Annotated in this window: 23 protein-coding genes; 12 read left to right on the top strand and 11 right to left on the bottom strand. The window is 60.3% G+C overall.

The features are described from left to right. Positions 1-71 precede the first annotated feature (71 nt). A complete protein-coding gene (locus tag ACR0ES_RS11255; RefSeq protein ID WP_480507833.1) occupies positions 72-530 on the top strand; it encodes an NUDIX hydrolase in 459 nt (152 codons plus the stop codon). An 89-nt stretch (positions 531-619) separates the two neighbouring features. Then, positions 620-2,098, top strand: a complete 1,479-nt coding sequence (locus tag ACR0ES_RS11250) for an inorganic phosphate transporter (protein WP_480773900.1) — start codon at positions 620-622, stop codon at positions 2,096-2,098. 9 nt (positions 2,099-2,107) lie between these two features. Here the strand turns inward: ACR0ES_RS11250 and ACR0ES_RS11245 are convergent, their stop codons facing one another. Both ACR0ES_RS11245 and ACR0ES_RS11240 read right to left on the bottom strand, forming a co-directional pair. Further along, positions 2,108-3,082 (bottom strand): 2-dehydropantoate 2-reductase, encoded by a 975-nt coding sequence (locus tag ACR0ES_RS11245; RefSeq protein ID WP_480870689.1) that lies wholly within the window; start codon positions 3,080-3,082, stop codon positions 2,108-2,110. Positions 3,083-3,127: 45 nt separating this feature from the next. Next, positions 3,128-4,120, bottom strand: coding sequence for a pirin family protein (locus ACR0ES_RS11240; RefSeq protein WP_480870687.1), 993 nt, complete (start codon positions 4,118-4,120; stop codon positions 3,128-3,130). A 176-nt stretch (positions 4,121-4,296) separates the two neighbouring features. On the opposite strand from ACR0ES_RS11240, the gene ACR0ES_RS11235 reads away from it, so the two are divergent. From ACR0ES_RS11235 to ACR0ES_RS11225, 3 genes are read left to right on the top strand one after another with little or no spacing between them, the layout of a single operon-like run. Next, the gene (locus tag ACR0ES_RS11235) at positions 4,297-4,755 is read left to right on the top strand and encodes a MarR family winged helix-turn-helix transcriptional regulator (RefSeq protein ID WP_480484530.1); all 459 of its coding nucleotides are present in this window, start codon (positions 4,297-4,299) and stop codon (positions 4,753-4,755) included. Beyond that, positions 4,752-5,129, top strand: a complete 378-nt coding sequence (locus ACR0ES_RS11230; protein WP_480488439.1) for a hypothetical protein — start codon at positions 4,752-4,754, stop codon at positions 5,127-5,129. The genes ACR0ES_RS11235 and ACR0ES_RS11230 overlap by 4 nt, the downstream gene beginning before the upstream one ends. A 38-nt stretch (positions 5,130-5,167) precedes the next feature. After that, the gene (locus tag ACR0ES_RS11225) at positions 5,168-5,482 is read left to right on the top strand and encodes a monooxygenase (RefSeq protein WP_480473648.1); all 315 of its coding nucleotides are present in this window, start codon (positions 5,168-5,170) and stop codon (positions 5,480-5,482) included. Between the two features lie 24 nt (positions 5,483-5,506). Here ACR0ES_RS11225 and ACR0ES_RS11220 read toward each other — a convergent pair whose 3' ends face one another. The 4 genes from ACR0ES_RS11220 to ACR0ES_RS11205 all read right to left on the bottom strand — a co-directional run bounded on the left by ACR0ES_RS11220 (position 5,507) and on the right by ACR0ES_RS11205 (position 8,602). Beyond that, positions 5,507-5,851 (bottom strand): 5-carboxymethyl-2-hydroxymuconate Delta-isomerase, encoded by a 345-nt coding sequence (locus ACR0ES_RS11220; RefSeq protein ID WP_480488441.1) that lies wholly within the window; start codon positions 5,849-5,851, stop codon positions 5,507-5,509. A 58-nt stretch (positions 5,852-5,909) separates the two neighbouring features. Beyond that, entirely contained in the window at positions 5,910-6,836 is a 927-nt protein-coding gene (gene argF, locus ACR0ES_RS11215) for an ornithine carbamoyltransferase (RefSeq protein ID WP_480484533.1), read from the bottom strand. Positions 6,837-6,911: 75 nt separating this feature from the next. Beyond that, positions 6,912-8,099: an acetylornithine transaminase gene (locus tag ACR0ES_RS11210; protein ID WP_480870685.1), complete on the bottom strand. Its 1,188-nt coding sequence runs from the start codon at positions 8,097-8,099 to the stop codon at positions 6,912-6,914. Between the two features lie 242 nt (positions 8,100-8,341). Then, a complete protein-coding gene (locus ACR0ES_RS11205; RefSeq protein ID WP_480773905.1) occupies positions 8,342-8,602 on the bottom strand; it encodes a zinc ribbon domain-containing protein in 261 nt (86 codons plus the stop codon). Between the two features lie 74 nt (positions 8,603-8,676). On the opposite strand from ACR0ES_RS11205, the gene ACR0ES_RS11200 reads away from it, so the two are divergent. From ACR0ES_RS11200 to ACR0ES_RS11190, 3 genes are all read left to right on the top strand, one after another. Next, entirely contained in the window at positions 8,677-9,042 is a 366-nt protein-coding gene (locus tag ACR0ES_RS11200; protein ID WP_480586237.1) for a MerR family transcriptional regulator, read from the top strand. Positions 9,043-9,094: 52 nt separating this feature from the next. Then, on the top strand, positions 9,095-9,979 hold the full coding sequence (locus ACR0ES_RS11195; RefSeq protein ID WP_480773906.1) for a DMT family transporter: 885 nt from the start codon (positions 9,095-9,097) through the stop codon (positions 9,977-9,979). A gap of 106 nt (positions 9,980-10,085) precedes the next feature. Next, complete coding sequence (locus ACR0ES_RS11190; RefSeq protein WP_267363481.1) at positions 10,086-11,321, top strand: MFS transporter; 1,236 nt, start codon at positions 10,086-10,088, stop codon at positions 11,319-11,321. On the opposite strand, the gene ACR0ES_RS11185 is transcribed toward ACR0ES_RS11190, so the two are convergent. Further along, complete coding sequence (locus ACR0ES_RS11185) at positions 11,318-12,121, bottom strand: ABC transporter permease (RefSeq protein ID WP_480870682.1); 804 nt, start codon at positions 12,119-12,121, stop codon at positions 11,318-11,320. The two genes, ACR0ES_RS11190 and ACR0ES_RS11185, sit on opposite strands and share 4 nt — an antisense overlap. 126 nt (positions 12,122-12,247) lie before the next feature. Here ACR0ES_RS11185 and ACR0ES_RS11180 point away from each other — a divergent pair, with 126 nt between their 5' ends. Further along, positions 12,248-12,817 carry a GcrA family cell cycle regulator gene (locus ACR0ES_RS11180; protein ID WP_267363457.1) on the top strand — a complete coding sequence of 190 codons (570 nt, stop codon included), beginning with the start codon at positions 12,248-12,250 and terminating at the stop codon, positions 12,815-12,817. A gap of 317 nt (positions 12,818-13,134) precedes the next feature. Here ACR0ES_RS11180 and ACR0ES_RS11175 read toward each other — a convergent pair whose 3' ends face one another. The 4 genes from ACR0ES_RS11175 to ACR0ES_RS11160 form a co-directional block, all read right to left on the bottom strand. Further along, the gene (locus tag ACR0ES_RS11175; protein ID WP_480473196.1) at positions 13,135-14,085 is read right to left on the bottom strand and encodes a DMT family transporter; all 951 of its coding nucleotides are present in this window, start codon (positions 14,083-14,085) and stop codon (positions 13,135-13,137) included. Between the two features lie 113 nt (positions 14,086-14,198). Further along, positions 14,199-14,957 (bottom strand): alpha/beta fold hydrolase, encoded by a 759-nt coding sequence (locus ACR0ES_RS11170; protein ID WP_480508840.1) that lies wholly within the window; start codon positions 14,955-14,957, stop codon positions 14,199-14,201. Positions 14,958-15,046: 89 nt separating this feature from the next. Continuing rightward, the gene (locus ACR0ES_RS11165) at positions 15,047-16,123 is read right to left on the bottom strand and encodes a DUF2235 domain-containing protein (RefSeq protein WP_209505670.1); all 1,077 of its coding nucleotides are present in this window, start codon (positions 16,121-16,123) and stop codon (positions 15,047-15,049) included. Then, positions 16,101-18,392, bottom strand: coding sequence for a xanthine dehydrogenase family protein molybdopterin-binding subunit (locus ACR0ES_RS11160; RefSeq protein ID WP_480870679.1), 2,292 nt, complete (start codon positions 18,390-18,392; stop codon positions 16,101-16,103). Before ACR0ES_RS11160 ends, ACR0ES_RS11165 begins: the two co-directional genes overlap by 23 nt. A 164-nt stretch (positions 18,393-18,556) precedes the next feature. On the opposite strand from ACR0ES_RS11160, the gene ACR0ES_RS11155 reads away from it, so the two are divergent. The 3 genes from ACR0ES_RS11155 to ACR0ES_RS11145 all read left to right on the top strand — a co-directional run bounded on the left by ACR0ES_RS11155 (position 18,557) and on the right by ACR0ES_RS11145 (position 23,951). Continuing rightward, positions 18,557-19,456, top strand: coding sequence for a phytanoyl-CoA dioxygenase family protein (locus tag ACR0ES_RS11155; protein ID WP_480870678.1), 900 nt, complete (start codon positions 18,557-18,559; stop codon positions 19,454-19,456). A 94-nt stretch (positions 19,457-19,550) separates the two neighbouring features. After that, complete coding sequence (locus ACR0ES_RS11150; protein WP_480870675.1) at positions 19,551-22,652, top strand: valine--tRNA ligase; 3,102 nt, start codon at positions 19,551-19,553, stop codon at positions 22,650-22,652. Between the two features lie 135 nt (positions 22,653-22,787). Next, the gene (locus ACR0ES_RS11145; RefSeq protein ID WP_480870673.1) at positions 22,788-23,951 is read left to right on the top strand and encodes a benzoate/H(+) symporter BenE family transporter; all 1,164 of its coding nucleotides are present in this window, start codon (positions 22,788-22,790) and stop codon (positions 23,949-23,951) included. Positions 23,952-23,956 lie beyond the last annotated feature (5 nt).

The raw sequence follows: 23,956 nt of genomic DNA, 5'->3' as shown, positions 1-23,956 counted from the left end.
TTGAAGTCTGGCATTATTGTTGTTACGTCACACAGGTTTCGAAGACAGAAACAGGATTTGAAGAACATCTCATGAGTGCTTGGCTGCGAAATATCTGGGAAGAGGTCGGACGCCCCTTGTTCCTGCGTCCCCAAAGGGTGCAGTTTGCGGCCCTGTGCACGCGCAAGCACGAGGATCAAGACGAGGTTCTGCTGATCACCAGCCGCGAAACCGGGCGCTGGATCATCCCGAAGGGCTGGCCTGTCAATGGTCTGGACGGGTTGGAGACGGCCCTGCTGGAGGCGTGGGAAGAGGCTGGCGTGCGTGCAGAAGCGGTCGACAAGGAGCCCATCGGCCAATTCACCTATGACAAGATCTTCAAGGGGGGATCGGCACAGTCGGTCCTGACCCGCGTCTACCGGGTTTCCGTGCGAGAACTTGCCGATGATTTTCCCGAAGTGGACAAGCGCAAACGTCAGTGGTTTTCACCGGCAGAAGCCGCCAAACGGGTGCAGGAGCCCGAGTTGCAGGCGCTGCTGCGACAGATGTAGCCGTTTCGCAACAATTTGATGGCTGCGCGCTTGCCCCTGAACCGGGAAACCGTTAGCTGCGGGCGATCTGCCAATCTTTGACCAAGCCCATGTCTGACACAAATTCAAAACCGCGCTGGCAGGCGCTTGACACCGACCTGCAACGCATCTCACGCGTCGAAATTGCCAATCTTCATGTCGCCCGCCCGCTGCTGGCGCCAGGAATTGCACTGGCGTTCATGGTGCTTGCCGGATTGATGGCGGCGGTGCTGTTTGGACGGGCCGACGGCACCTATATCGTCGTGGCTGCGGCCGCGTTCGGGGCCTATATGGCAATCAATATCGGCGCCAATGACGTGGCCAACAACATGGGTCCCGCGGTGGGTGCGAACGCGCTGACCATGGGCGGTGCCATCGTGATTGCCGCCGTTGCCGAAAGCGCGGGCGCGTTGCTTGCGGGGGGCGATGTGGTCTCGACCATCTCGAAGGGGATCATCGACCCGGCCTCGGTGCAGAACAGTAACGTGTTCATTTGGGCCATGATGGCGGCGCTGATCTCGTCCGCCATGTGGGTCAATCTGGCGACCTGGATCGGTGCGCCGGTGTCGACAACACATTCGGTTGTGGGCGGGGTCATGGGCGCGGGGATTGCCGCTGCCGGTTTGAGCGCGGTGAGCTGGGGCACGATGGGCGCGATTGCGGCCAGCTGGGTGATATCCCCGGTTCTAGGCGGCGTGATTGCGGCGGCATTCCTGGCGCTGATCAAGACCAAAATCCAGTATCAGGACGACAAGATCGCCGCCGCGCGGCGTTGGGTGCCAATCCTTGTGGCGGTGATGGCGGCAGCGTTCGCCACCTACCTGTCGGTCAAGGGTCTGAAGCGGATCGTGAAGATCGAACTGGAGGTGGCGCTGCTGATCGGTCTGGGCAGCGGTGTGCTGGTCTGGGCGCTGACGGTTCCCTGGGTGCGTCGCAAGTCCGAGGGGCTGGAGAACCGGACCCGGTCGCTGAAAACCCTGTTTGGCCTGCCATTGGTGATATCGGCCGCGTTTCTGAGCTTTGCCCACGGTGCCAATGACGTGGCCAACGCGGTCGGCCCCCTGGCGGCGATTGTCCACGCGGCGGAGTTCGGGGATTTCGCCCAAAAGGTTTCGATCCCGCTATGGGTGATGATCATCGGCGCGTTCGGGATTTCGTTCGGCCTGTTCCTGTTCGGGCCCAAGCTGATCCGGATGGTCGGCAGTCAGATCACCAAACTGAACCCGATGCGGGCGTTTTGCGTGGCGTTGTCAGCGGCGATCACGGTCATTGTCGCCAGCTGGCTGGGCTTGCCGGTCAGTTCCACGCATATCGCCGTTGGCGCAATTTTCGGCGTCGGGTTCTATCGTGAGTGGCAGTCGGATCGCAGGCGGAAACAGAACAATGGGCGAAACGCGACAGCGCAGAAGCTGGCCCCGGAAGAATACCGGCGGCGCAAGCTGGTGCGGCGGTCGCATTTCATGACGATCATTGCGGCCTGGGTCGTGACCGTGCCTGCCGCAGCCGCCATGTCGGCCGTGATTTTCTGGATATTGACCAGATTCGTCTGACGACTGCTATCAGAGCCTGATCTGTTCCGGGGACAGCGGATGATCGGGCGCGTGCTTGATCAGGTCTGACACTTTTGTGCAAAGGGGGGTGGGCACCCCGGTTTCATGCCCCAGCCGAATGATATGGCCCTGAAGGCTGTCGATTTCCGTTTGCCGCTCGGCCATCAGGTCATAGGCCATCGAGGTCCGGGCGGCAGGATCGATGGTGAGCATCCGCGCTGCGATCCGGCTGAACAAGGGTGTCGGCAGGCGCAGGATATGCGGCGTCATCCACGCCGGAAGCGGCGTTGTCGAGGCCACCGGATGCCCGGCCGCCTTGAGAACCAACAGCGCCTCGGCCATCTGATCGGCCATGAGGTTGCGCCAGTCACGGCTGAGCAGCTGATCCACAAGCGGCAGGCCCGACAGTGCGTTCAGCGCGTTGTTCAGGTTGATCACCAGCTTGCCCCATTGCACCGCCTCGATCCGGTCAGTTGCGATAACGGGCAGGTCCGGGCTGCTGAGGGCGGTGGCCAGATCGCCGGGGCCGTTCTGGATGACGATTTCGCCCGATGTGGCCCGGTGATAGCTGGCGGGGCCGTTCGGGACCACGTTGAAGGGGACCATGCCCGCGCGCACATCGCGACCGGGCAGCGCCTTGCGCAGGGTTGCCGCATTCTCGATCCCGTTTTGCCAGGACAGGACGGGTGCGTCCCAACAGGCGGCGTCCGCGATATGTCCGGCCATATCCGCCGTCGCCCCGGATTTGACGGTGACGATGACCAGTTCGGCCTGATCCAGGCAAGCAGGATCGGTGCTGAGTGTCAGGGTTTCCGCCGCAACATGGGCATTGAGGTCATCGTAATCCGTGACCGTCAGCCCATGTTCGCGAATGGGGTCCAGTACACGGGCACGACCCAGCAAGGTCACCGCATGCCCTGAGCGGGCCAGTAAACCGCCGCAGTAGCAGCCGATGCTGCCCGCGCCTGCGATGACAAGTTTCATGATACCCCCTCTGGTATACCAGAAAGGATCACCGCAAACGGACGGTTACACAAGCCCACCCGCCCCTGACGCCGCGCGCGGGCGGGCCAGCCGGGGCTTTGTACGCTCAAACTGTTCTGAAATGGCGATAAATTCGCGGTCATCCCCTGTCGGAAGGCGGAAGGCGCCATTGACCCAATCGGCGCTTTTCCACTCATGAATCGCCGTCTCGATCTTTTCTTTCGAGGATGAGACGAAGTTCCACCAGATATAGCGATCCTTGTTCAAAGTGGCGCCGCCCAGCAGCATCAGCCGCGCACCCTGCGCCCCTGCCCGGGCCGATAGCCTGTCACCGGGGCGGAACACCATCATGCGGCCTTCGTCGAACATGTCGCCTGCAATCTCGATCGATCCTTGCGTGACATAGACACCGCGATCCTCGTGGTCGTCGGGCAGCGGGAAGGACGCGCCGGGGGCAAGCTGAACATCCAGATAGAAGGTCTCGGACAGCATCGTCACGGGGCTGGTTTCGCCATAAGCGTTGCCGAGGATCAGCCGTGCGCTGACGCCCTTGTCTTGGATATGGGGCAGCGCGCCTTGCTTGTGGTGTTCGAACTCGGGGGCCATATCCTCCTGCGCTTCGGGCAGGGCAAGCCAGGTCTGAATGCCGAACAGCTTGTGGCCTTTGCCGCGCGTTTCTTCGCTGGTGCGCTCGGAATGGGTCACGCCACGGCCTGCAACCATCCAGTTGACCTCGCCGGGATAAATCATCTGGTGAGTGCCGAGGCTGTCGCGATGTTCGAATTCGCCCTGATAGAGGTAAGTGACGGTTCCCAGCCCGATATGCGGGTGCGGTCGCACGTCAATGCCACCTTCGGTGACGAATTCTGCCGGGCCGACCTGATCGAAGAAGATGAATGGGCCAACCAGTTGGCGTTTGACCGAGGGCAGCGCGCGGCGCACCTCGAACCCGCCCAGATCGCGGGCGCGGGGAATGATGAGTGTTTCCAGCGCGCCGTTTTCAGCTGCGTCGGTGGTGTGGGACGGGTTCCAGCTCACATTCGTATCCTCGGCCTTTTTGATCATCCAAAGCAGGTCTGCATTCTCTAAGTCAAAATATATGCAGGCCCGGGCCCGGCGTCAGTGCAGCCCTGCACGGGGGACGTGCATATTTGCGGCATTCGCGCGTGGTGGTGCATCTTGACATTACCCCTAACTAGGGATAAATGACAGCCATGACACACGAGACCCAAGACCGAGAAAACCAGGCCCTGGTATTGGCCCTGTTGCGCAGCCAGCAGTTGTTCATGCGTGCCATGGGGCCGGTGTTTCGCGCCGGGGGGCTGACGGCACCTCAGTGGGATGCGCTGGAGACCCTGAACACCAAAGGCGCGCTGTCGATCAATGACCTGTTGCGCCTGACGCTGTCCACATCCGGCAATCTGGATGTTGTCGTCAAAAACCTGATTCAGGCCGGTCTGGTGGAGAAGACCGTTGATGAAACCGACAAGCGCGCCCGCGTTTTACGCCTGACAGAAGCCGGAAAACAGAAAGTGGCCGCGTTCATGCCCGTCCACAATCAGGCGCTGGAACAGATATTCGGACGCCTGAGCACCGAAACCAGACGCGAGACGATCAGAACGCTCAACCAGCTTCGCAAAAAGCTGCCCCAACCACAGAAAGGCGAGACATGACCAACAAAACCTTCCTGACCGCGCATGGTGTGATCTATATGTTTTTCGCATTGGCGCTGTTTTTTGCGCCAACCATCCTTTGGCCCAACTATGGACTGCAACTGAACGATCGGTATGCCGTGTTTCTGTCGCAGCATAATGCGATCTTTCTGGGTGGCATCGGCCTAATCAGCTTCCTGTTTCGAAACACTGAAACCGGTACCGAGACAGCACAGAACATCCTGAAAGGTCTGATGGGGACCAACATATTGGGCGTTGTCATCACGCTTTATGCCTGTCTGACCGGGGTGTTCACCGGCTTTGGCTGGTCCGACCCCATCTTCTTTGCGCTGCTTGCCATTCTGAGCTTTGTGCAGCTTGGCAGGAACCGCTGACCACACCCCCTACCCCCCTGAACGTGGAGCATTTGACCATGAGTACGATGAAAATCTGGGATCTGCATCTGGCCTATGACGGACCCGTAACCGCAGAATTTCTGGCCGGAACAAAGGAACTGGCTGAAAGCATCGCCCAGGAACCCGGTGTCGTCTGGAAGATCTGGACTGTCGAAGAAGGCACGAACCATTTCGGATCGACCTATCTGTTTCGCGATCGCGCCAGTCTGGAGACCTACAAGGCGATGCACCTGAAACGCCTTGAGGCCATCGGGGTCGCAGTGACCTCGGATCATGTCTTTGACATCATGGAAGACCTCAGCGCGATCAACAACGCGCCAATACACGGCTGACGGACCCGGAGAGTACCCGCGCCATCAACCAGCCAGGCGCTTTGCATAGGTGGCGCGGGTCATCTCGACATCCTGCACGGTGATGCTGCCGACCTCGGGCATGGTCTGGGCCAGAACGTCCAGAATGATGGCGTTAAGCTCGGCCCGTGTGGCCTCATCCCGTCCGCGCATCAACAGCAGCGTGGCATGCACGAAGGTCTGCGGTTGCGTTCCGATGTAGGAATAGGCAATCGGCGCGGCGCGGATCTTGAGCGCTGAGGCGTCGATTTCATCATGTTTTGCGAGAACGGTATGCAACTGCTCGCAAATCATCTGGAAATCATGGGTGTCGTCCAGAGATTTGGAGAATTCCAGGGTAACGTGAGGCATTGAATGCTCCGGGGGTCATGAGAGAGCCTGATGGCCCTCTCGAAACTGCAAGGTGATCCTAAACGCCCAGACACCAGCGCATTACGGCCTTTTGTGCGTGCAGGCGGTTTTCGGCCTCATCGAAGATGACCGAGTTCGGGCCGTCCATGACCTCGGAGGTTGCTTCTTCCTCACGATGCGCGGGCAGGCAGTGCATGAACAGCGCGTCGGGTTTGGCATGTGACATGAGTTCCGCGTTGACCTGATAGGGGCGCAGCATGTTGTGGCGGCGTTCCTTGGCGGATTGGCTGTCATGCATCGAAACCCAGGTGTCGGCCACCACCAGATCAGCGCCCTCGACCGCTTTGTGCGGGTCCCGTTCGATGACGACTCGGGACCCCTTCTGGCGGGCAAACCCCATGAACTCTTCTTCCGGATCAAGCTGGGCCGGGCCGGAGAAGGTCAGATCGAAGCCGAACTGACCGGCGGCGTGCAGGAAGGAGGCGCAGACATTGTTGCCGTCGCCGGTCCAGACCACTTTCTTGCCCGCAATGGGGCCGCGGTGCTCCTCGAACGTCAAAACATCGGCCATGATCTGGCAGGGATGGGTGCGGTCGGTCAGGCCGTTGATGACGGGCACGTCGGAATATTCGGCCATCTCGGTCAGGATGGTTTCATCGAAGGTACGGATCATGATCATGTCGACATAGCGCGACAGCACACGGGCGGTATCGGCAATGGTTTCGCCGTGACCGAGCTGCATGTCCTTGCCCGACAGCACCATGGTCTGGCCACCCATCTGGCGCACACCCACGTCAAAGGACACGCGCGTCCGGGTCGAGGGCTTTTCGAAGATCAGCGCGACCATACGGTCTTTCAGCGGCTGTTCGTCGTCAGGGGCGGCCTTGGGACGGCCCAGACGCGCCAGTTTCATCGCGCCCGCCTGATCGATCATGGACCGCAGCGCGGTGGCATCAGTTTTGTGGATATCGAGAAAATGGTTCATATCGCTTCGCTTTTGGCTGGTCGGGCGGTGGGGGCCAGCCCCCACACCCCCGGAGTATTTGGGGAAAGATGAAGCTCAGGCAGTTGCGAGCTGGGTTTCGATCTGATTGGCGGCCTTTTCGAGGCGGATCATGGCCTGGGCGATGTCATCCTCGGTCAGGGTCAGGGGGGGCAGCAGGCGGATGACGTTGTCGGCGGCGGGGACGGTGATGACCAGATTGTCATAGCCCGCATTGACCACATCTATATTTGGCGCCTTGCATTTCAGGCCGAGCATCAGGCCCGATCCGCGCACCTCTTCGAAGACCTCGGGGTGATCGGCAACCAGGCCTTCGAGTTTCTGGCGCAACAGGCCAGCCTTGCGGTTGACACCTTCGAGAAAGGCGGGTGTGGCGACCTGGTCGATCACCGCACAGCCCACGGCGCAGCCCAGCGGGTTGCCGCCATAGGTGGAGCCATGCGTGCCTGCGGTCATACCGGATGCCGCATCTTCGGTTGCCAGCACAGCGCCGAGGGGGAAACCACCGCCGATGCCTTTGGCGACCATCATGATATCCGGGGAGATCCCCGCCCATTCATGGGCGAAGAGCCTGCCGGTCCGACCGACGCCGCATTGCACCTCGTCCAGGATCAGCAGCAGACCGTGTTCGTCGCAAATGGCGCGCAGGGCCTTGAGTTCGGCATCGGGTACGGGGCGGATGCCACCCTCGCCCTGAATCGGTTCGATCAGGATGGCTGCGGTATTTTCCGTGATGGCGTCGGTGACACCGTCGAGATCGCCAAAGGTGACGTGGACAAAGCCCGGCAAAAGCGGGCCAAAGCCTTTGGTCATCTTCTCAGACCCGGCCGCTGCGATGCCTGCCGACGACCGGCCATGGAACGAGCCGTCAAAGGTGATGATCTCAACCCGTTCGGGCTGGTCTTTGTCATAGAAATACTTGCGGGCCATTTTCACGGCCAGTTCACAGGCTTCGGTACCGGAATTCGTAAAGAATACCGTATCCGCAAAGGTGTGTTCGACCAGCTTGTCTGCCAGTGCCTGCTGTTGCGGGATGTTGTAGAGGTTCGAGACATGCCACAGCGCGTGGGCCTGTTCCGTAAGGGCGGCCACCAGTGCCGGATGGGCGTGGCCCAGTGCGTTCACCGCGATCCCTGCGCCAAGGTCCAGAAAACGTCGGCCATCCGCCTCGGTCAGCCAGGCGCCTTCGCCCTTTACAAATGACAGGGGCGCGCGGTTATAGGTCGGCAGAACGGACGGGATCATGGGATCATCCTTTTCGGGTCGTTTGAGCCTCGTGAGTGATACACGAAGGCCCGGTTCGTCAACAGATTTGGTGAGATTTGTGCCAATTTGGCAGGCACATGGGATCAAACAGGCCGATTACGCAAAGAGGCGTCGGCGTCGGAGCAGCTGGATATGTGCGCGTTTGATCATGGCCGCTCTATAGACGTGAAAAGACAGCCTGAAAACCCTATTATTGCCGCCGCGTCAAAATTACCGCCGGATCATTTCGCCGGGCGCCAGCGGTCGAGCTTGCCCATACCGCGGGTGAAAGCCCAGGCAAGGATGCGGGGCATGCCTTTGGCGACGAGGGCATCGACGCAATGAGACTGGAACTCTTCCAGCGAAGCGTCGGGATGGCGGAATGCACCGTTTTCGTAACACAGCGAGCAGTAACGCGTGCTGCGCCCGCCGTCAGCTTCGGACCCGCCGCCCTGGGGATCTTTTGACAGCGGCATGCCGCAACTTTGGCATTTGGGACCCATGGTGCATGTCCTTGCAGAGAATGACTGTCTGACATAGGATCAAAACCATGGAGTTGAGTCAACGGTTTTGAAACATGCGGATCGGGGAACTTGCGCGGCGCAGCGGGCTGAGCCGTGACACGCTGAGGTTTTATGAACGCCAAGGGCTGATCCGGTCAGGCCCGGGTCCGGACAACACCAACAGCTATCGCGACTATCCCGAAGACGCGCTGATCACGCTGGAGCAAGTTGCCGATGCACAGGCGGCAGGCATCAGCATTGCAGAACTGGTCATGTTGCTGGGGCAGTTGGAAGCCGCCGATCCCGACAGCTTTGACGGCGAGGCGTTTTTGCAGGACCGGATTGACGAGGTCGAAGCACGGATTGTGCGTGCGGAGCGGTTTCTGGACAGCCTCAAACAAGCCAAGGCGGCGCTGGCGGCCGCTCCGGTTTTGCGCTGAGCGCTGAATTGCGTCTTGCCAAGGCCCCTTTTTTGGCGCACCGCTTTCGCCCATGTTCACCCCGAAGGCGCAAAATCCTGCTTTGGCCGCAGGGCTGATCTTTGTCGCGACCGCCTTTATCGCGGCGACGACGCTGTTGGCCAAGGCCTTGGGGACGGACACACTCGGGCCACCCTTGCACGCGATGCAGATCAGTCACGGGCGGTTTCTGTTTGCCCTGCTTGCCATCCTGTCGGCGGTCGCAGTGCTTCGTCCCCGGCTGGGGCGGCCCCATTGGGGGCTGCATGTCGGGCGAACCAGCTTTGGCTGGGCCGGGGTGACGTTGATGTTCGCGTCTGTTGCGTTCATTCCGATGGCGGATGCGACGGCGATCTCCTTTCTGAACCCGGTCTTTGGCATGGTCCTGGCCATTCCGCTATTGGGGGAACGCGTCGGCCCGTGGCGCTGGCTGGCGGCGGCCGTGGCCCTTGCGGGTGCGGTGATCCTGCTGCGCCCGACACCTGCAAGTTTTCAACCCGCCGCCCTTCTGGCGCTGGCTGCGGCTGCGTTTATCGGGATGGAGCTGATCTTTATCAAGAAACTGTCGGGGCGCGAGGCCCCGATCCAGATTCTGCTGATCAACAACACGATGGGGCTGGTGATCGCCACGGTCGCGGTCAGCTTTGTGTTTCACATGCCTACGCCACAGCAATGGGTTGCGCTGGTGGGGATCGGCCTGCTGATGGCCTGCGCGCAGGTTTGTTTCATCAACGGCATGGCACGTGCGGACGCGTCATTCGTGGCCCCGATCAGCTATGCCACACTGATTTTCGCCGCGCTGTACGATTTTGCGGTGTTTGATGTGATCCCCGACCGGATCAGCCTGATTGGCGCGGTCACGATCCTGACCGGAGGGCTGATCCTGGTCTGGCGCGAGGCGGTAAACCGCCGGACCTGACAGAAAAAACCGCCCTTGCGGTTCAGGGGCGACCTTTGTGTCGCAAATCCCCATGAATGGCGAGGTGGCCGGCGCATTCTGGGCTGAGTTGATTTGCGAGTTTGTTATGCATGAACGCCGAATACCTGAATGGGTACGCCACGCGCCTGCCCCATCGGTGCGCGATTTCGGGATTCTGGCCGGAATCGAAGCCGTGGTGCGCGGTATTCTGATTTCGGTCTTTCCGCTGGCGATGTACCGGGCGCTGGGCGACGCCTCATCCGTGTCATTCCTGTATTTCCTGATTGGCATCCTGTCCCTGCTGGTCGGGTTGATGGTGCCGTTCCTGATCCGTTTTGTACCGCGCAGATGGGCCTATTCCACCGGTTGCGTCATGTTCATCTGTGGTGCATCGCTGGCGATCGTGGGCAGCCCAGAGGCCGTGGTCGGCGCATTGGCCCTGAATACCATGGCCGCGGTTGTCACTTTTATCTGCTTCAACACCTATGTGCTGGATTACATCAGCAAGATCGAACTTGGCCGGTGCGAGACCAGCCGCATGTTCTACAGCGCTTTGGGATGGACGGGCGGCCCAATGGCCGGTGTTCTGCTGATGGAGCTTTGGCGCCCTGCCCCGTTTGTCATCAGTGCCGGAGCGGCGCTGGTCATGCTGGCGCAGTTCTGGCGCATGCGTCTGGGCAATGGCAAGCTGATCACCAAGGCCCGTGGTCCGGCCAACAACCCGTTGGCCTTTCTTCCCCGGTTCTTTGTTCAACCCAGATTGGTTGCCGGATATCTGTTTGCAATGATCCGGTCCTGCGGCTGGTGGATATATGTGGTCTACCTGCCCATTTTCGCCATCCAAAACGGGCTGGGAGAACAACTGGGCGGCATCCTTCTGTCATGCACTAACGCCATGCTGCTGGCCGCCCCGTTGATCCTGCGCTGGGTCCAGACGCGGTCGCTCAGGTCGGCTGTTCGCATCGGGTTTGCAGCCGCGGGAGGCTGCTTTTTCGCAGCCGGTCTGGTGGCGGGATGGCCGGTCGCCTCGGTCGCTGCGCTGGTTCTGGGGTCTGTCTGGCTGATCGTTCTGGACATCTGCGCCGGATTGCCCTTCCTTATGGCCGTTAAACCGTCTGAGCGAACCGAGATGTCGGCGATTTATTCCAGTTACCGCGATGTCTCGGGCATTCTGACGCCCGGTGTTGCAGCTCTGGTCCTGCTGGTGGCACCGGTGGCCGGTGTGTTCGCGGCAGGCGGGATTGCCTTGTTCGGGGCATGGGCTGTCTCGGCCCGCTTGCATCCGCGGCTGGGCGAACCCAAACCTGCCCTGCCGCCCGACAGGCTGGCAGAGACCGGTTAAGCCTTAAGCCGATAACCGGTGCGCAGCATTTGCCAGGTGATCAGCCCGATGGCCAGCGTGGCAAAACCACAAACTGCCATGCCCAACCACGGTGAGCTGTCGGACACGCCGATCATGCCGTAACGCAGCCCATCGATCAGGTAGAAGACCGGGTTCAGATGGGTCAGGCGGTTCAGGACAGGAGGCAGCGCCTCGACCGAATAGAAAGTGCCTGACAGGAAAGCCAGAGGTGTGACGATGAAGTTGGTGATCGCAGCCATCTGATCGAACTTGTTTGCAAAGATCCCGGCAAACAGGCCCAGCGCGCCCATGAAGGCGCCCCCCAGAACAACAAAGATCAGCGCAATCAACGGGTGCTGGGGCGCGATGGACAGCAAAACCAGCAACGCAATCGAAATCACCAGCGCGATCATCAGGCCACGGGCGATGCCACCGGCAAGATACCCCAGCAGGATCTCGAGCGGGGACAGCGGCGGCATCAGCGTGTCGACGATATTGCCCTGCACCTTGGCAATCACCATCGAAGAGGAGGTATTGGCAAAGGCGTTCTGGATCACCGTCATCATCAGGATCCCCGGTGCCAGAAACACCACAAACGGCACGCCCATGACGTCAGGGCGGCTGGGCCCAATGGCGATTGTGAAGATCAGCAGGAACAGGCCAGCCGTGACCAGAGGCGCCAGAACGGTCTGGGTCCAGACCGAAAGAAAGCGCCGGATTTCGCGCTGCGCCAGCGTGTAAAGCCCCATCCAGTTGACCGCTCCAAAGCTGCGTGCGGTCTGTTCTGCGGGATTCTGCATGCTTTGCCCTCAACCTGATTCGAAGACAGCTTGTAACTCGGGCCGCAGTGTTTAGAATAGGGGGCTGAGACGAATTCCCAAGGCGGCCCGAATCCGGGGCCGCTTTCCGCTTTTGAAAGGCTGACGATGTCCTGGACAGACGAGCGCGTAGAACTGCTGAAGAAGATGTGGGGCGAAGGCCAGTCGGCCAGCCAGATCGCCAAGGAACTGGGTGGCGTGACCCGCAACGCGGTGATTGGCAAGGTCCACCGCCTGGGCCTGTCCAACCGGACAGCAGGCGCAGCCCCGGCCAAGTCCGAACCGAAAGAGAAACCGGCACCCGCGCCCAAGGCCGAAGCCAAGCCCAGACCCATGCCAAAGACAGAACCGGCGCGCCCGGCTGCTGCTGCCGAGGCGAAACCCGCCGTTCCGGCGCGCCGCCAGATCATCCCGGCCGGTCAGCCGCTGCCGCCGCAGCCCTCGGCCAACGAGATCAGCCCCGAGGCGCTGGCCAAGGTCAACGAGATCGAGAAGAAAGCCAAGAAGCTGACGCTGATGGAACTGACCGAGAAGACCTGCAAATGGCCCGTGGGCGACCCCGCGACCGAGGATTTCTGGTTCTGCGGCCTTCCGGTTGAGGCGGGCAAACCCTATTGCGAGGCGCATGTGGGCGTGGCCTTCCAACCCATGAGCTCGCGCCGCGACCGGCGGCGGTAATTGCGAACACCAGAACCTAAATCATGTCTATAGAACGTGAAAAGGGCGCAGGCGTTTCGCCACGCCTCTTACCGGAGGCGTTGCATAGTCAAGAACGACGCAAGACGTAACGAGCTCTTACAAAGAAAACACCCTCGCTGAATGCTGCGAAGGTGTTTTAGTTCGGAGCGTCAACTTTGCGGGACTTTGCCGCCATTCGTTTGTCTTCGCTGAATGTCCGCTACTCAAAAATAGACCCGACGCTTGGCCGGGCCTGTTGGTGACGACGGGGATCGTCACTCCTTAATGTGCTTGTAAAAAGTATTCCAGAAAGCGCCTCATTCTACTTTTTGGGGCTTGTGCCTGGCAAAGCGGGAAAAAAGCCGACCGTCGGTTACAGCAAAGCCAAGAGCAATGATGGCAAACCCGACCCAAGCTTCCGGCTCCATCTTTTCACCTAGAAACGTGACACCAAGACCGATAGCGAACGGTGGGATCAGCAGCGTAACCAAAAGAAGATTGGCGGCTCCGGCGCGCGCAAGGATTGCGAAATAAAGTACATAGGCCAGCGCTGTTGATAGAGCGGCCATCCCAATAAGCGCTGCCCATACACCAGCAGACAGAGCGAAGCTTGGAGGGCCATCCATCACAAGAACAATAGGGATCATAAGCACTGTGCTGCCGATCAGCATACCAAGTGCATTTACAAGTGGTGGTTGGCCCGAAAGAGCTGTTCTGCCCCAGACCCCAGCAAAAGCATAAGAGAGCGTCGCCCCAAGGATAGCCAGCTGTGCCAGATTGCTAGGATTAAACTCAGTTAATGCGCTTGGCCCCATAATGAAGGCCACCCCTATAATACCTAGGGCAGCACCTGCTATTTTCTTCGGAGTCAGCGGCTCATCCTTCAGAAGTAAGCCAGCCACGACCGCTGCAAACATTGCTGTTGTTGCGTTGAGGATTGAGGCCAACCCGCTGTCTATTTGCGTTTGCCCCCAGAAGATCAACGAAAATGGGATGGCATTGTTGAGCGCTCCCATAACGAGATAAGCTCCCCATACCTGAGGGGCACGTGGAACACTCAATCCTTTGAATAGGACGATGAGTGCCAGAATAGGGACTGCCCAGATCACCCTATGCAACGTTATTGTCAGCGGTGGCACTTCAGTTAGTGCAACCTCGCCGAAGAAGAACGACCCGCCCCAAACAGCCGCGAGCAGAAGCAGCATGACGCTTGCTGTAAAATCCATTGCTGGCATGGGGCGATTTGTCATGTCTTCTGGTTCCGTCACTAACTGTCACCTAACGGATTAGCTTACGTGACCCCGACACCGCGACCCGGTTCTTGCGGAAAACCATTACAAAGCCAGCTTTCATCTATCCAATTGTGAACGGCTGTATTCGTCTATCGGTGGAGTGCCTCAGCGATCATTTCTGCAAGCCTTTCGGGTTGATCAACGCTCGCCCAGTGTGTGGCCTTTTCGAGAACGATCCGATCCATCTTGTTTTCTTCCAGCCAACGGACGGTGCTGTACGGACAGTTGTCAGGATTGTAGAGATAAATCACATTTGCCGCGTTCTGCAAAAGCTCGCCGGGCACGCAGTCTGCTGAAAAATGTCGCGCGTCTGTCCCGAGTTGCCACAGCGCCAGAGTATCGGCCTTCGATACTTCACTACGATACCGTCGAATGATTGGTGCCGTTTTCGCCATTTCATCAAGCCGCTCAAGAAACGCCTCACGAAACGCAAACGGATCACTGTAGTCGGCAGCAGTTCCAGAAAAATAAGCATCCTCGGCAGTGATATTACCTTCCAATGAAATGATGGTTGTCAAAGGACAGCTTGCCCTTTTGACAGCCAGCGAAGCTATGATTGAAGCAACCGAATGAGCAACAATGATTTCGGCTCCGTGCTTGTTCGCCTCGTCGGCGACGGTTTGCGCAAGTGCTTCGAGAGTTGTTTTCTTTGCCAGAGGCTGAGCGCCAAATCCCGGAAGATTAATAGGTAGCAAACGATAGCTGTTGGCGAGGTGGGTGTCAGCCATACTTTCAAACATGCTCGCATTGTCACCAAAGCCTGCAACACAGAGAATGGCGGGCCTTTCATCGTTCGCTTGACTGGGGTGTTTGGTCATTTCGGATTCCAGAGCATCGTATGCAGACATTAACACTACTCCGCAGCAATCGACAATTTGGGCTCGAACCTGACATTGAAGTGCCGGTGATCTTGGTGTCAGTGGCACATGGTAGCCTTTCACTGCGCGGGATGTGTCGGCAGGTTCGGCATCGCCACCCAGCCCGGCAATTCATCCGGCGCGACCGAGACATGCAGGCGTTCTGACTGGTCCCGCCCGACCTTGCGGTGTTTGCGCAGCAGAAAGATCTTGCCCCAGCCGCGCCAGGTTCCAACCGATTGCGCATGGGCATCCGTCGGGAAACGGGTGCGCCAGCCTTCGGGCATCGGCAGCCCGTGCATCTCGGCCTTGTCCAGCATCCAGATCAACGAGATATTGCTGAGCGGCCGGGCCTCTTCATAGCCGTTCAGCTGGCCGCCGATATCGCCGTGGGTGCCACGGAACCAGACCTGTTCCACATGGCCGTTGAACTCGGGCTTGCATCGCCACAGAACCGGCTCGAACACCTCGCGCGTTTCGTCGAGGGCCAGCGCGTGATAGCCATGCAGAGTGGCAGGGCCCAGCTGGTGGTTGTGAAAGGCATGGCGATCCTCGGCCCAGCGCCACAGAAGCGGCAGGCGCAGGCCCAGCGCCTTGACCGTGTCCCAGACACCGACCATCTCGATCTTGACGTTGTCGTGGCAGAACTTGCGGCGGAAATCGCGGGCGGCGGTGCCGCTGACATTGCATTCATAATGGCGGTAGGCTTGCAGGATGTTCCGCTCGGTCGCGTGTTCGGCCTTGAGCAGGCCGATCATGTCGATCACCCCGGCCAGGCTGCGCACGCCGTAGGCTCCACGGGAATAGCCGATGAAATAAATCCGGTCACCGGGCTTGTAGCGCGACGCCAGATAGCCATAAGCGCGGCGAATCTGGCGGTTGATGCCCCGGCCCATCATCACGTCCATGGTGGATTTCCAGCTTTCCCACTGCACGCCTGCCTCGTAGAACACCGACACCTTGCTGCCCATTTCGCAGCACAGGCGATAGGTCTGTCCGGCATGGGTTTCGAACCCCGGTTCGAGGGTGGACATGGTGCCATCTAGGATAATGACGTGGCTGATCGGCTCGCGGTGCCGCGTTTCGGCGGAGTGCTCGGACCGTAAGGGCCGCCCGAGCCATCCCAGAACCTTCCTACTTAGCCGCGACAGATTCATGCGTCAGCAATTCCCAAACCTTGTGAGGTGTGAAAGGCATATCCGCCTGCCGCACCCCGTGATCCCAGAGCGCATCCTGAACCGCGTTCGCCACAGCGGCCAGAGCGCCCACCGTGCCGGCCTCGCCGCATCCTTTCATCCCCATCGGGTTGGAAGTTGACGGCACCGGCGCCGAGGTAAACTTTATCATGGGTATGTCCACCGCGCGGGGCAAGGCGTAATCCATAAACGATGCCGTGAGCAGCTGTCCGTGATCATCATGCACCACATGTTCCGACAGCGCCTGCCCGATGCCCTGAACCACCCCGCCATGCACCTGCCCTTCGGCCAGCATCGGGTTGATAAGATTTCCGAAATCATCAACCACGGTGTAGCGGTCCACACGGGTTTCGCCGGTGACGGAATCGATCACGACCTCGGCAACATGCGCGCCGTTGGGATAGCTGCGGGCATCCAGTTGCGCGCGGGACTCATGCGTCAGCAAGTCCACGCGCCCGTCGGCGCGCGCCATAGCCGCGGCTTCGGTCAGGGTCGGCGTCAGGTTCGAGCCCGGCGCGCGGAATGTTTCATGGTCAAATCGCACATCACTGTCCTCGACCCCCATCTTATCGGCCAGATAAGGCGTGAATGCGGCGATCATCTTGTCAATGGTGGCGAGGGTCGCGGTACTTTGCACCGTCACCGAGCGCGAGCCACCGGTTCCGCCGCCATGGCCAAGCCGGTCGGTATCGCCCTGAATGACGGTGATCCTGTCCATCGGGACGCCAGTCTGATCGGACAGGAACTGGGCATAAACCGTCTCGTGCCCCTGCCCGTTCGATTGTGTGCCGACATAAAGGTTCACCGTGCCATCCGCGCAAAACTCGACCTTCGAGTTCTCGGAAGGGTCCCCCAAAATACTTTCGATATAGTAACAAAGACCCTGCCCCCGGATCAGACCGCGTTCGGCATCGGCGGCCTTGCGGGCTTCGAACCCGCTAGTCTGGCTGGCCGCGCGGCGAAGGACCATGTCGAAATCGCCGACATCATAGGTTTCACCCGTGGCAGAGGTGTAGGGGAAATCGCCGGGTCTGATGAAGTTTTTGCGACGCAACTCCCACGGGTCAACGCCCAGTTCGCGTGCGGCGCGGTCCATCACGCGTTCCAGCACATAGATCGCCTCGGGACGTCCGGCACCGCGATAGGCGTCGACCTGTGTTGTCGTTGTATAGAACCCCTCGACCCGGAGATAGGTGGTCTGAACGTCATAGACCCCCATCAGCACCTTGCTGAACAGGCTTGTCTGGATCGCCTGCGCGAAATGGCTGTTATAGGCACCAAGGTTGACTTTGCTGTGGACGCGGTAGGCGGTGATCCGGTGGTCTGCATCAAAGGCCAGCTCGGCCAGAGAGGTCAGGTCGCGGCCGTGGTGATCGGAGAGCATTGCCTCGGACCGGTCGGACATCCAGTGCACGGGCTGGCCTAGTTTCATCGCGGCCACGGCCACGCAGAAATATTCGGGATATGGCATCACCTTCATGCCGAACCCGCCCCCCACATCCGGGGTGGTGACACGGATCGCATCCGCATCGAGTTTCAGCTTTTGCGCCAGTTGTGCCTTCATCGCCCAGACACCCTGCCCGCCATAGGAAAAGTGCAGACGCCCGCCAGACCAGTCGGCCTGACAGCCCCGCGGCTCGAGCGAGCTGATGATGACGCGGTTGTCGTGCAAGTTCAGCGACACGGTATGGGCGGCGGCCTGAAAGGCGGCTTTGGTCGCGGCCTCATCCCCCAGACCCCAATCAAACGCGCGATTGTCGGGCGCTTGCGGGTGCAGGGCCTCACCCCCCGCGTTCACGTCCAGCTTGGCGGGGCGTTCCCGGATGTCCATCCAGATCAGTTCGACCGCGTCCTGCGCCTGTACCAGTGTATCCGCGATGACAACGGCCACGGGTTCGCCCACAAAGCGCACACGGTCCTTGGCCAGCATATGCCGATCCGGCGCGGCAGAGCCGGTCCCGTCGCGGTTGGTCAAGGTTGCGGCATTCATCACCGTGTCGATGCCCGAGGCGGCAAGATCGTCCAGTGTCATGACCAGCCGCACCCCGTCAGCATCCCGCGCGGCCTCAAGATCCAGCGCGGTGATATCGCCATGGGCCGCAGGGCTGCGGAAGAAAGCGGCAAACAGCGCATTGTCGGGCACGGCATCGTCCATATAGCGCCCCTGCCCGGTCAGGAACCGCTGATCCTCGGTCCGTTTGACGGGCTGGCTTTTGCCGAATTTTTCCATGGGATGCTCCTGTCACTGCCTTGATGGCGACACTAGCCCTGCGCCCGCTTATGTCCAGCGCCTTGCTTGAAAGCGCGTGGCGACACCGATGTCGTAAACAGGATTGCGGGGGCCGCAGAGGGATTCGTAGGCTGTTTGAAGATACAGCCTGCCGGAGGTTCCCCATGCCCGAACCCATTTCCCTGACACAGGGCCGTCTGGACGCCCCATCGGTCGACGCGTATTGGCAAGACGGGTTTGCCTTTCCCATTACAGTCTTTCCACCGGATGAGACCTCACAGTTTCGGGCCGAGCTGGAGCAGATCGAGAAGACCTGGCGCGTGGCCGACCTTCCGCTGCCGCTGAACATGTACAAGCGCCTGAACGCCCATGTGGTGATACCGCTGGTCGCCCGTATCGCATTGGATCCCAGGGTTCTGGACGTCGTCGAAGGAATACTGGGACCGGACTTGCTGCTGTGGTCTGCGGAACTGTTCATCAAAGAGCCACGCACGACGCAGGTTGTTGGAATGCATCAGGACCTGACCTATTGGGGGATGGGCGAAACACCGGGTCAGATGACCGCGTGGATCGCATTGTCGCCTGCCACGGTAGCAAGCGGCTGCATGGACTTTGTCAGAGGCAGCCACAAAAACCCGATCCTGCCCCATAACGATACGTTTTCAGACAACAACCTGCTGTCGCGCGGGCAGGAGGTGGCTGTCGATGTGGCAGACGAGGACAAAACACATATTGAACTGCAGCCGGGTCAGATGTCGCTGCACCATGGCCTCACAATCCATGGCTCGGGGCCCAATACGTCGGACGATCGGCGGATCGGGCTGGCGATCCGGTATCTGAACCCGAACGCACAGCAAAAAGTGGCGGACCGCGATTACGCGGTTTTGGCGCGGGGCGAAGACCGGGTGGGCAATTTCATCCTCATCGAACCACCGACCGAGTTGTTTTCGCAGCCAGCCTTGGCGCTTCATGCCCGCATCCGGGAGGATCAGGCCAAGGCGATGACACAAGGCGCGGCACAAAGCACGCACCTGTACGGAAACGAGGCGACCGGCACGGGGTGACTTCGGCAATCGTCGCCGCACAGGGCCTTCCCCTTCCCGTCTCCATTCGCTATTGCAGGCGCTGACCCGATTTTGTTGACGCAGGACGCATCCCATGGCGATGGAAAAGACATTCAACGCGGCCGAGGCCGAGGCCCGTATCTATGAGGCCTGGGAACAGGCCGGAGCCTTCAAGGCAGGCGCGAACCGTTCGCGCGAGGAAAGCTTTACCATCATGATCCCGCCGCCCAACGTGACGGGCGCGCTGCATGTGGGTCACGCGTTCAACAACACGTTGCAGGATATCCTGATCCGCTGGCACCGGATGCGTGGTTTTGACACGCTATGGCAGCCCGGTCAGGACCACGCGGGCATTGCCACGCAGATGCAAGTGGAAAAGATGCTGGCGGCGCAGGGCAACGAAGGTCGGCGCGAGTTGGGACGCGAGAAATTCCTTGCGAAAGTCTGGGAGTGGAAGGGCGAATACGGCGGCACGATCATTGAACAACTCAAGCGTCTGGGCGCCAGCTGTGACTGGTCGCGCAATGCCTTTACCATGGCGGGCGCGCCAGGTGACCCGCGCACCGGGCACGAGAACAGCCCGAATTTCCATGATGCCGTTATCAAGGTCTTCGTCGACATGTACGAAAAGGGCCTGATCTATCGCGGCAAGCGACTGGTCAACTGGGACCCACATTTCGAGACTGCGATTTCGGACCTTGAGGTCGAGAATATTGAAACGCCGGGCCACATGTGGCACTTCAAGTACCCTTTGGCGGGCGGAGAGACATATGAGTATTTGGAAAAAGATGAAGATGGGAATGTAATCCTTCGGGAAGAGCGGGATTATATTTCGATCGCGACGACCCGCCCTGAAACCATGCTGGGCGACGGCGCGGTTGCGGTTCATCCGTCGGATGAGCGCTACGCGCCGATCGTCGGCAAACTGTGCGAAATTCCGGTTGGCCCGAAAGAGCATCGCCGCCAGATCCCGATCATCACCGATGAGTATCCCGATCCCGATTTCGGCTCGGGCGCTGTGAAGATCACCGGTGCGCATGACTTCAACGACAATATGGTGGCCAGGCGCTGCGGCATTCCGATGTACCGCCTGATGGACACCAAAGGCGCGATGCGGGCTGATGGCGCGCCTTACGCCGAAGAGGCGGGCAAGGCGCAGGAATACGCGCGCGGCAAAGCGTTCACCGAGAATGAGATCGACGCGATCAACCTGATCCCGGATCACCTGCGCGGACTGGACCGGTTCGAGGCGCGTGCCAAGGTGGTCGAAGAGATCTCCCGCGAAGGTCTGGCTGTTATGTGTCCAGCGGACGATCCGCGTCTGGGATCGAGCTGGGCTGAAGCCCGGCCTACAGAGGGCGAAGACGGTGGGCAGGACTTCAGCCCGGCACTTGTCCCACTGGTCGAGAGCAAACCGATCATGCAACCCTTTGGCGACCGCTCGAAAGTCGTCATCGAGCCGATGTTCACCGACCAGTGGTTTGTGGATGCCGAAAAGGTCGTCGGTCCTGCGCTGGATGCGGTCAAGGATGGCACGGTCAAGATTATCCCTGAATCGGGCGAGAAAACCTATTACCACTGGCTGGAAAACATCGAGCCCTGGTGCATCTCGCGCCAGCTGTGGTGGGGACATCAGATTCCGGTTTGGTATGGGCCAGGGATCAAGGATGGCACAGTCTCGCATCAAGCAGAAAGACAACCTTTTTGCGCTCCAACATTCGCAGAAGCGAAGACCAAAGCCGCCAAGTTTTATGCTGATGCGCTCGGTTATGAGATAGACTTTATCGAGATGCCGCCAATGGAAGGCTCATCACGGGGAAGCGAGGCCTTTATTGGATCTATCAACTTTGGACCGATCCAAGATGTTAGTCTCATTCGCGACCCCGACGTCCTCGACACCTGGTTCTCATCCGGCCTCTGGCCCATCGGCACGCTGGGCTGGCCCGAAGATACCGAGGAAATGCACCGCTATTTCCCGACAGACGTTCTGATCACCGGCTTCGACATCCTGTTCTTCTGGGTCGCCCGGATGATGATGATGCAACTGGCCGTAGTGAATGAAATCCCGTTCCACACCGTCTACCTGCACCAGCTCGTCCGCGACGAGAAGGGCAAGAAGATGTCCAAGACCACCGGCAACGTCATCGACCCGCTGGAAATCGTCGACGAGTTCGGTGCCGACGCGCTGCGGTTCACCAATGCCTCGATGGCGGCGATTGGCGGCGTGCTGAAACTGTCGCGTGAACGCATCACCGGCTATCGCAACTTCGGCACCAAGCTGTGGAACGCCGTCCGCTTTGCCGAGATGAACGAGGTCTTTACCGACGCCGTCCCGCAACTGGACGTGGCCGACCTGCAGCCCAAGGCCGCCGTAAACCGCTGGATCATCGGCGAAACCGCCCGTGTGCGGGCGGAGGTCGACGCGGCGCTGGAGAGCTATTGCTTCAACGATGCCGCCAACGGCCTGTACGCCTTTGTTTGGGGCAAGGTCTGCGATTGGTACGTGGAACTGTCGAAACCCCTGCTGCAGGGTGACGACGCCGAAGCACAGGCCGAAACCCGCGCCACCATGCGCTGGGTTCTGGATCAGTGCATGGTTCTGCTGCACCCGATCATGCCCTTCGTCACCGAAGAGCTGTGGGGCCTGACCGGCAACCGCGCGAAAATGGTCGTCCACGCTGACTGGCCGACCTACGGCACGGAACTGGTCGACGCCGATGCGGATCGTGAAATGAACTGGGTGATCTCGGTGATCGAGAACACCCGCTCGGCCCGTGCGCAGATGCGGGTACCTGCGGGTCTCTACGTGCCGATGCTGGTGACCGAGATCGACGCCAACGGCCAAGCCGCGTGGGACCGCAACGAGGCGCTGATCAAACGTCTGGCCCGCATCGACAGCCTGACCAGCGCGGACGCGCTGCCCAAGGGCACCATCTCGATTGCCGCTCCCGGAGCCTCCTTCGGCCTGCCGCTGGCGGATATCATCGACATTGGCGCGGAAAAGGAGCGGCTGGAGAAAGCAAAGGGCAAGCTGGCCAAGGAACTGGGTGGCTTGCGCGGGCGTCTGAACAACCCCAAATTCGTGGCCTCGGCCCCGGACGAGGTGGTCGAGGAAGCCAAAGCCAACCTCGCCGCACGCGAGGAAGAAGAAGCCAAGCTGAACGAGGCGCTGGCCCGTCTGGCCGAGATCGCCTGATCTTCATCTTTTCAAAAATACTCATACCCCGAACCCCGCCGCTGATCCGGCGGGGTTTTCTTTTGCGCGTTCAGACCTTGCCCGCCCCTGCCGCCGCTTGTTAGCAATCACCAACCCCAACCGCCCGAGGCTGTCATGACCCAGTTTGCCCCACCGCTCCAGACAGTCTCGACCGGGCTTGTTGTCGCCATTGTCGGATTCTTCAGTTCATTTCCTATCGTGTTGCAGGGGCTGGCCGCGATGGGGGCGTCTCCGGCGCAGGCGGCCTCGGGTCTGATGATGGCGGCCATCGCAATGGGACTGACCGCCATTGTGCTGAGCCTGTGGTACCGGCAACCGATCAGCGTCGCCTGGTCGACGCCAGGGGCGGCGCTGCTGGCGGTGTCCGCGACACCGGCGCTGGGGTTTGCCGAGGCAACGGGCGCCTTCCTGTGTGCAGGGGCGCTGACGGTGCTGGCCGGGCTCTGGCGGCCATTGGGGCGGCTGGCGGCCGCCATTCCGACGACTCTGGCACAGGCCATGCTGGGGGGCGTTCTGCTGCCGCTTTGCATTCTGCCCTTTCAGGCCGCAGTCGAATTGCCCGCGCAAGCCCTGCCGGTGATCCTGACATGGTTCATCGCAGGCCGGATCAACCGGCTGTTCGCTGTTCCGGCGGCCGTTTTCGCCGCCGCGCTGGTTGTCGTGCTGAACGCAGGCGACGCATCGGTGACCCCGGCGCGATGGCTGGCGGCACCGGTCTGGACCACGCCCAGTTTTTCGTTGGCCTCGACCATCGGGATCGCCATCCCGCTGTTCATCGTCACGATGGCGACCCAGAATATTCCCGGCATCGCGGTGATGCGCAGCTTTGGCTATACCCCGGCTCCGGGCAGGCTGTTTTCATCCGTGGGTGGGGCGAGCCTGTTATCGGCTCCGTTTGGTGCGCCTGCCACCTGCCTTGCGGCGATCACCGCTGCGATGTGTTCCAACGAGGACAGCCACCCCGATCCCGCGCAACGGTACTGGTCGGCCATCATGGGTGGGGTGTTCTATGGTGTATTCGGTATCTTTGCCGCGGCGATTACCGGCTTTGCATCCCATGCCGATCCGCTGTTGATGGGGACATTGACCGGTGTCGCCCTGATCGGCGTTCTGGCCAATTCGATTTTCGCAGCACTTGAGGTTCCGGCCGAGCGTGAGGCCGCGATGCTGACCTTTGCGATCACCGCATCGGGTATCTCGGTCTTTGGGCTGGGCGCGGCGGTCTGGGGCCTTCTGGTCGGCGGGCTGGCCTATCTGGTGAGCAACAGAATTCGGTAGCCGCT

The organism is Ruegeria sp. N7, assembly GCF_056531345.1.
The sequence above is the reverse complement of the archived record's forward strand: the minus strand, read 5'-3'. Positions and strand labels throughout refer to the sequence as shown.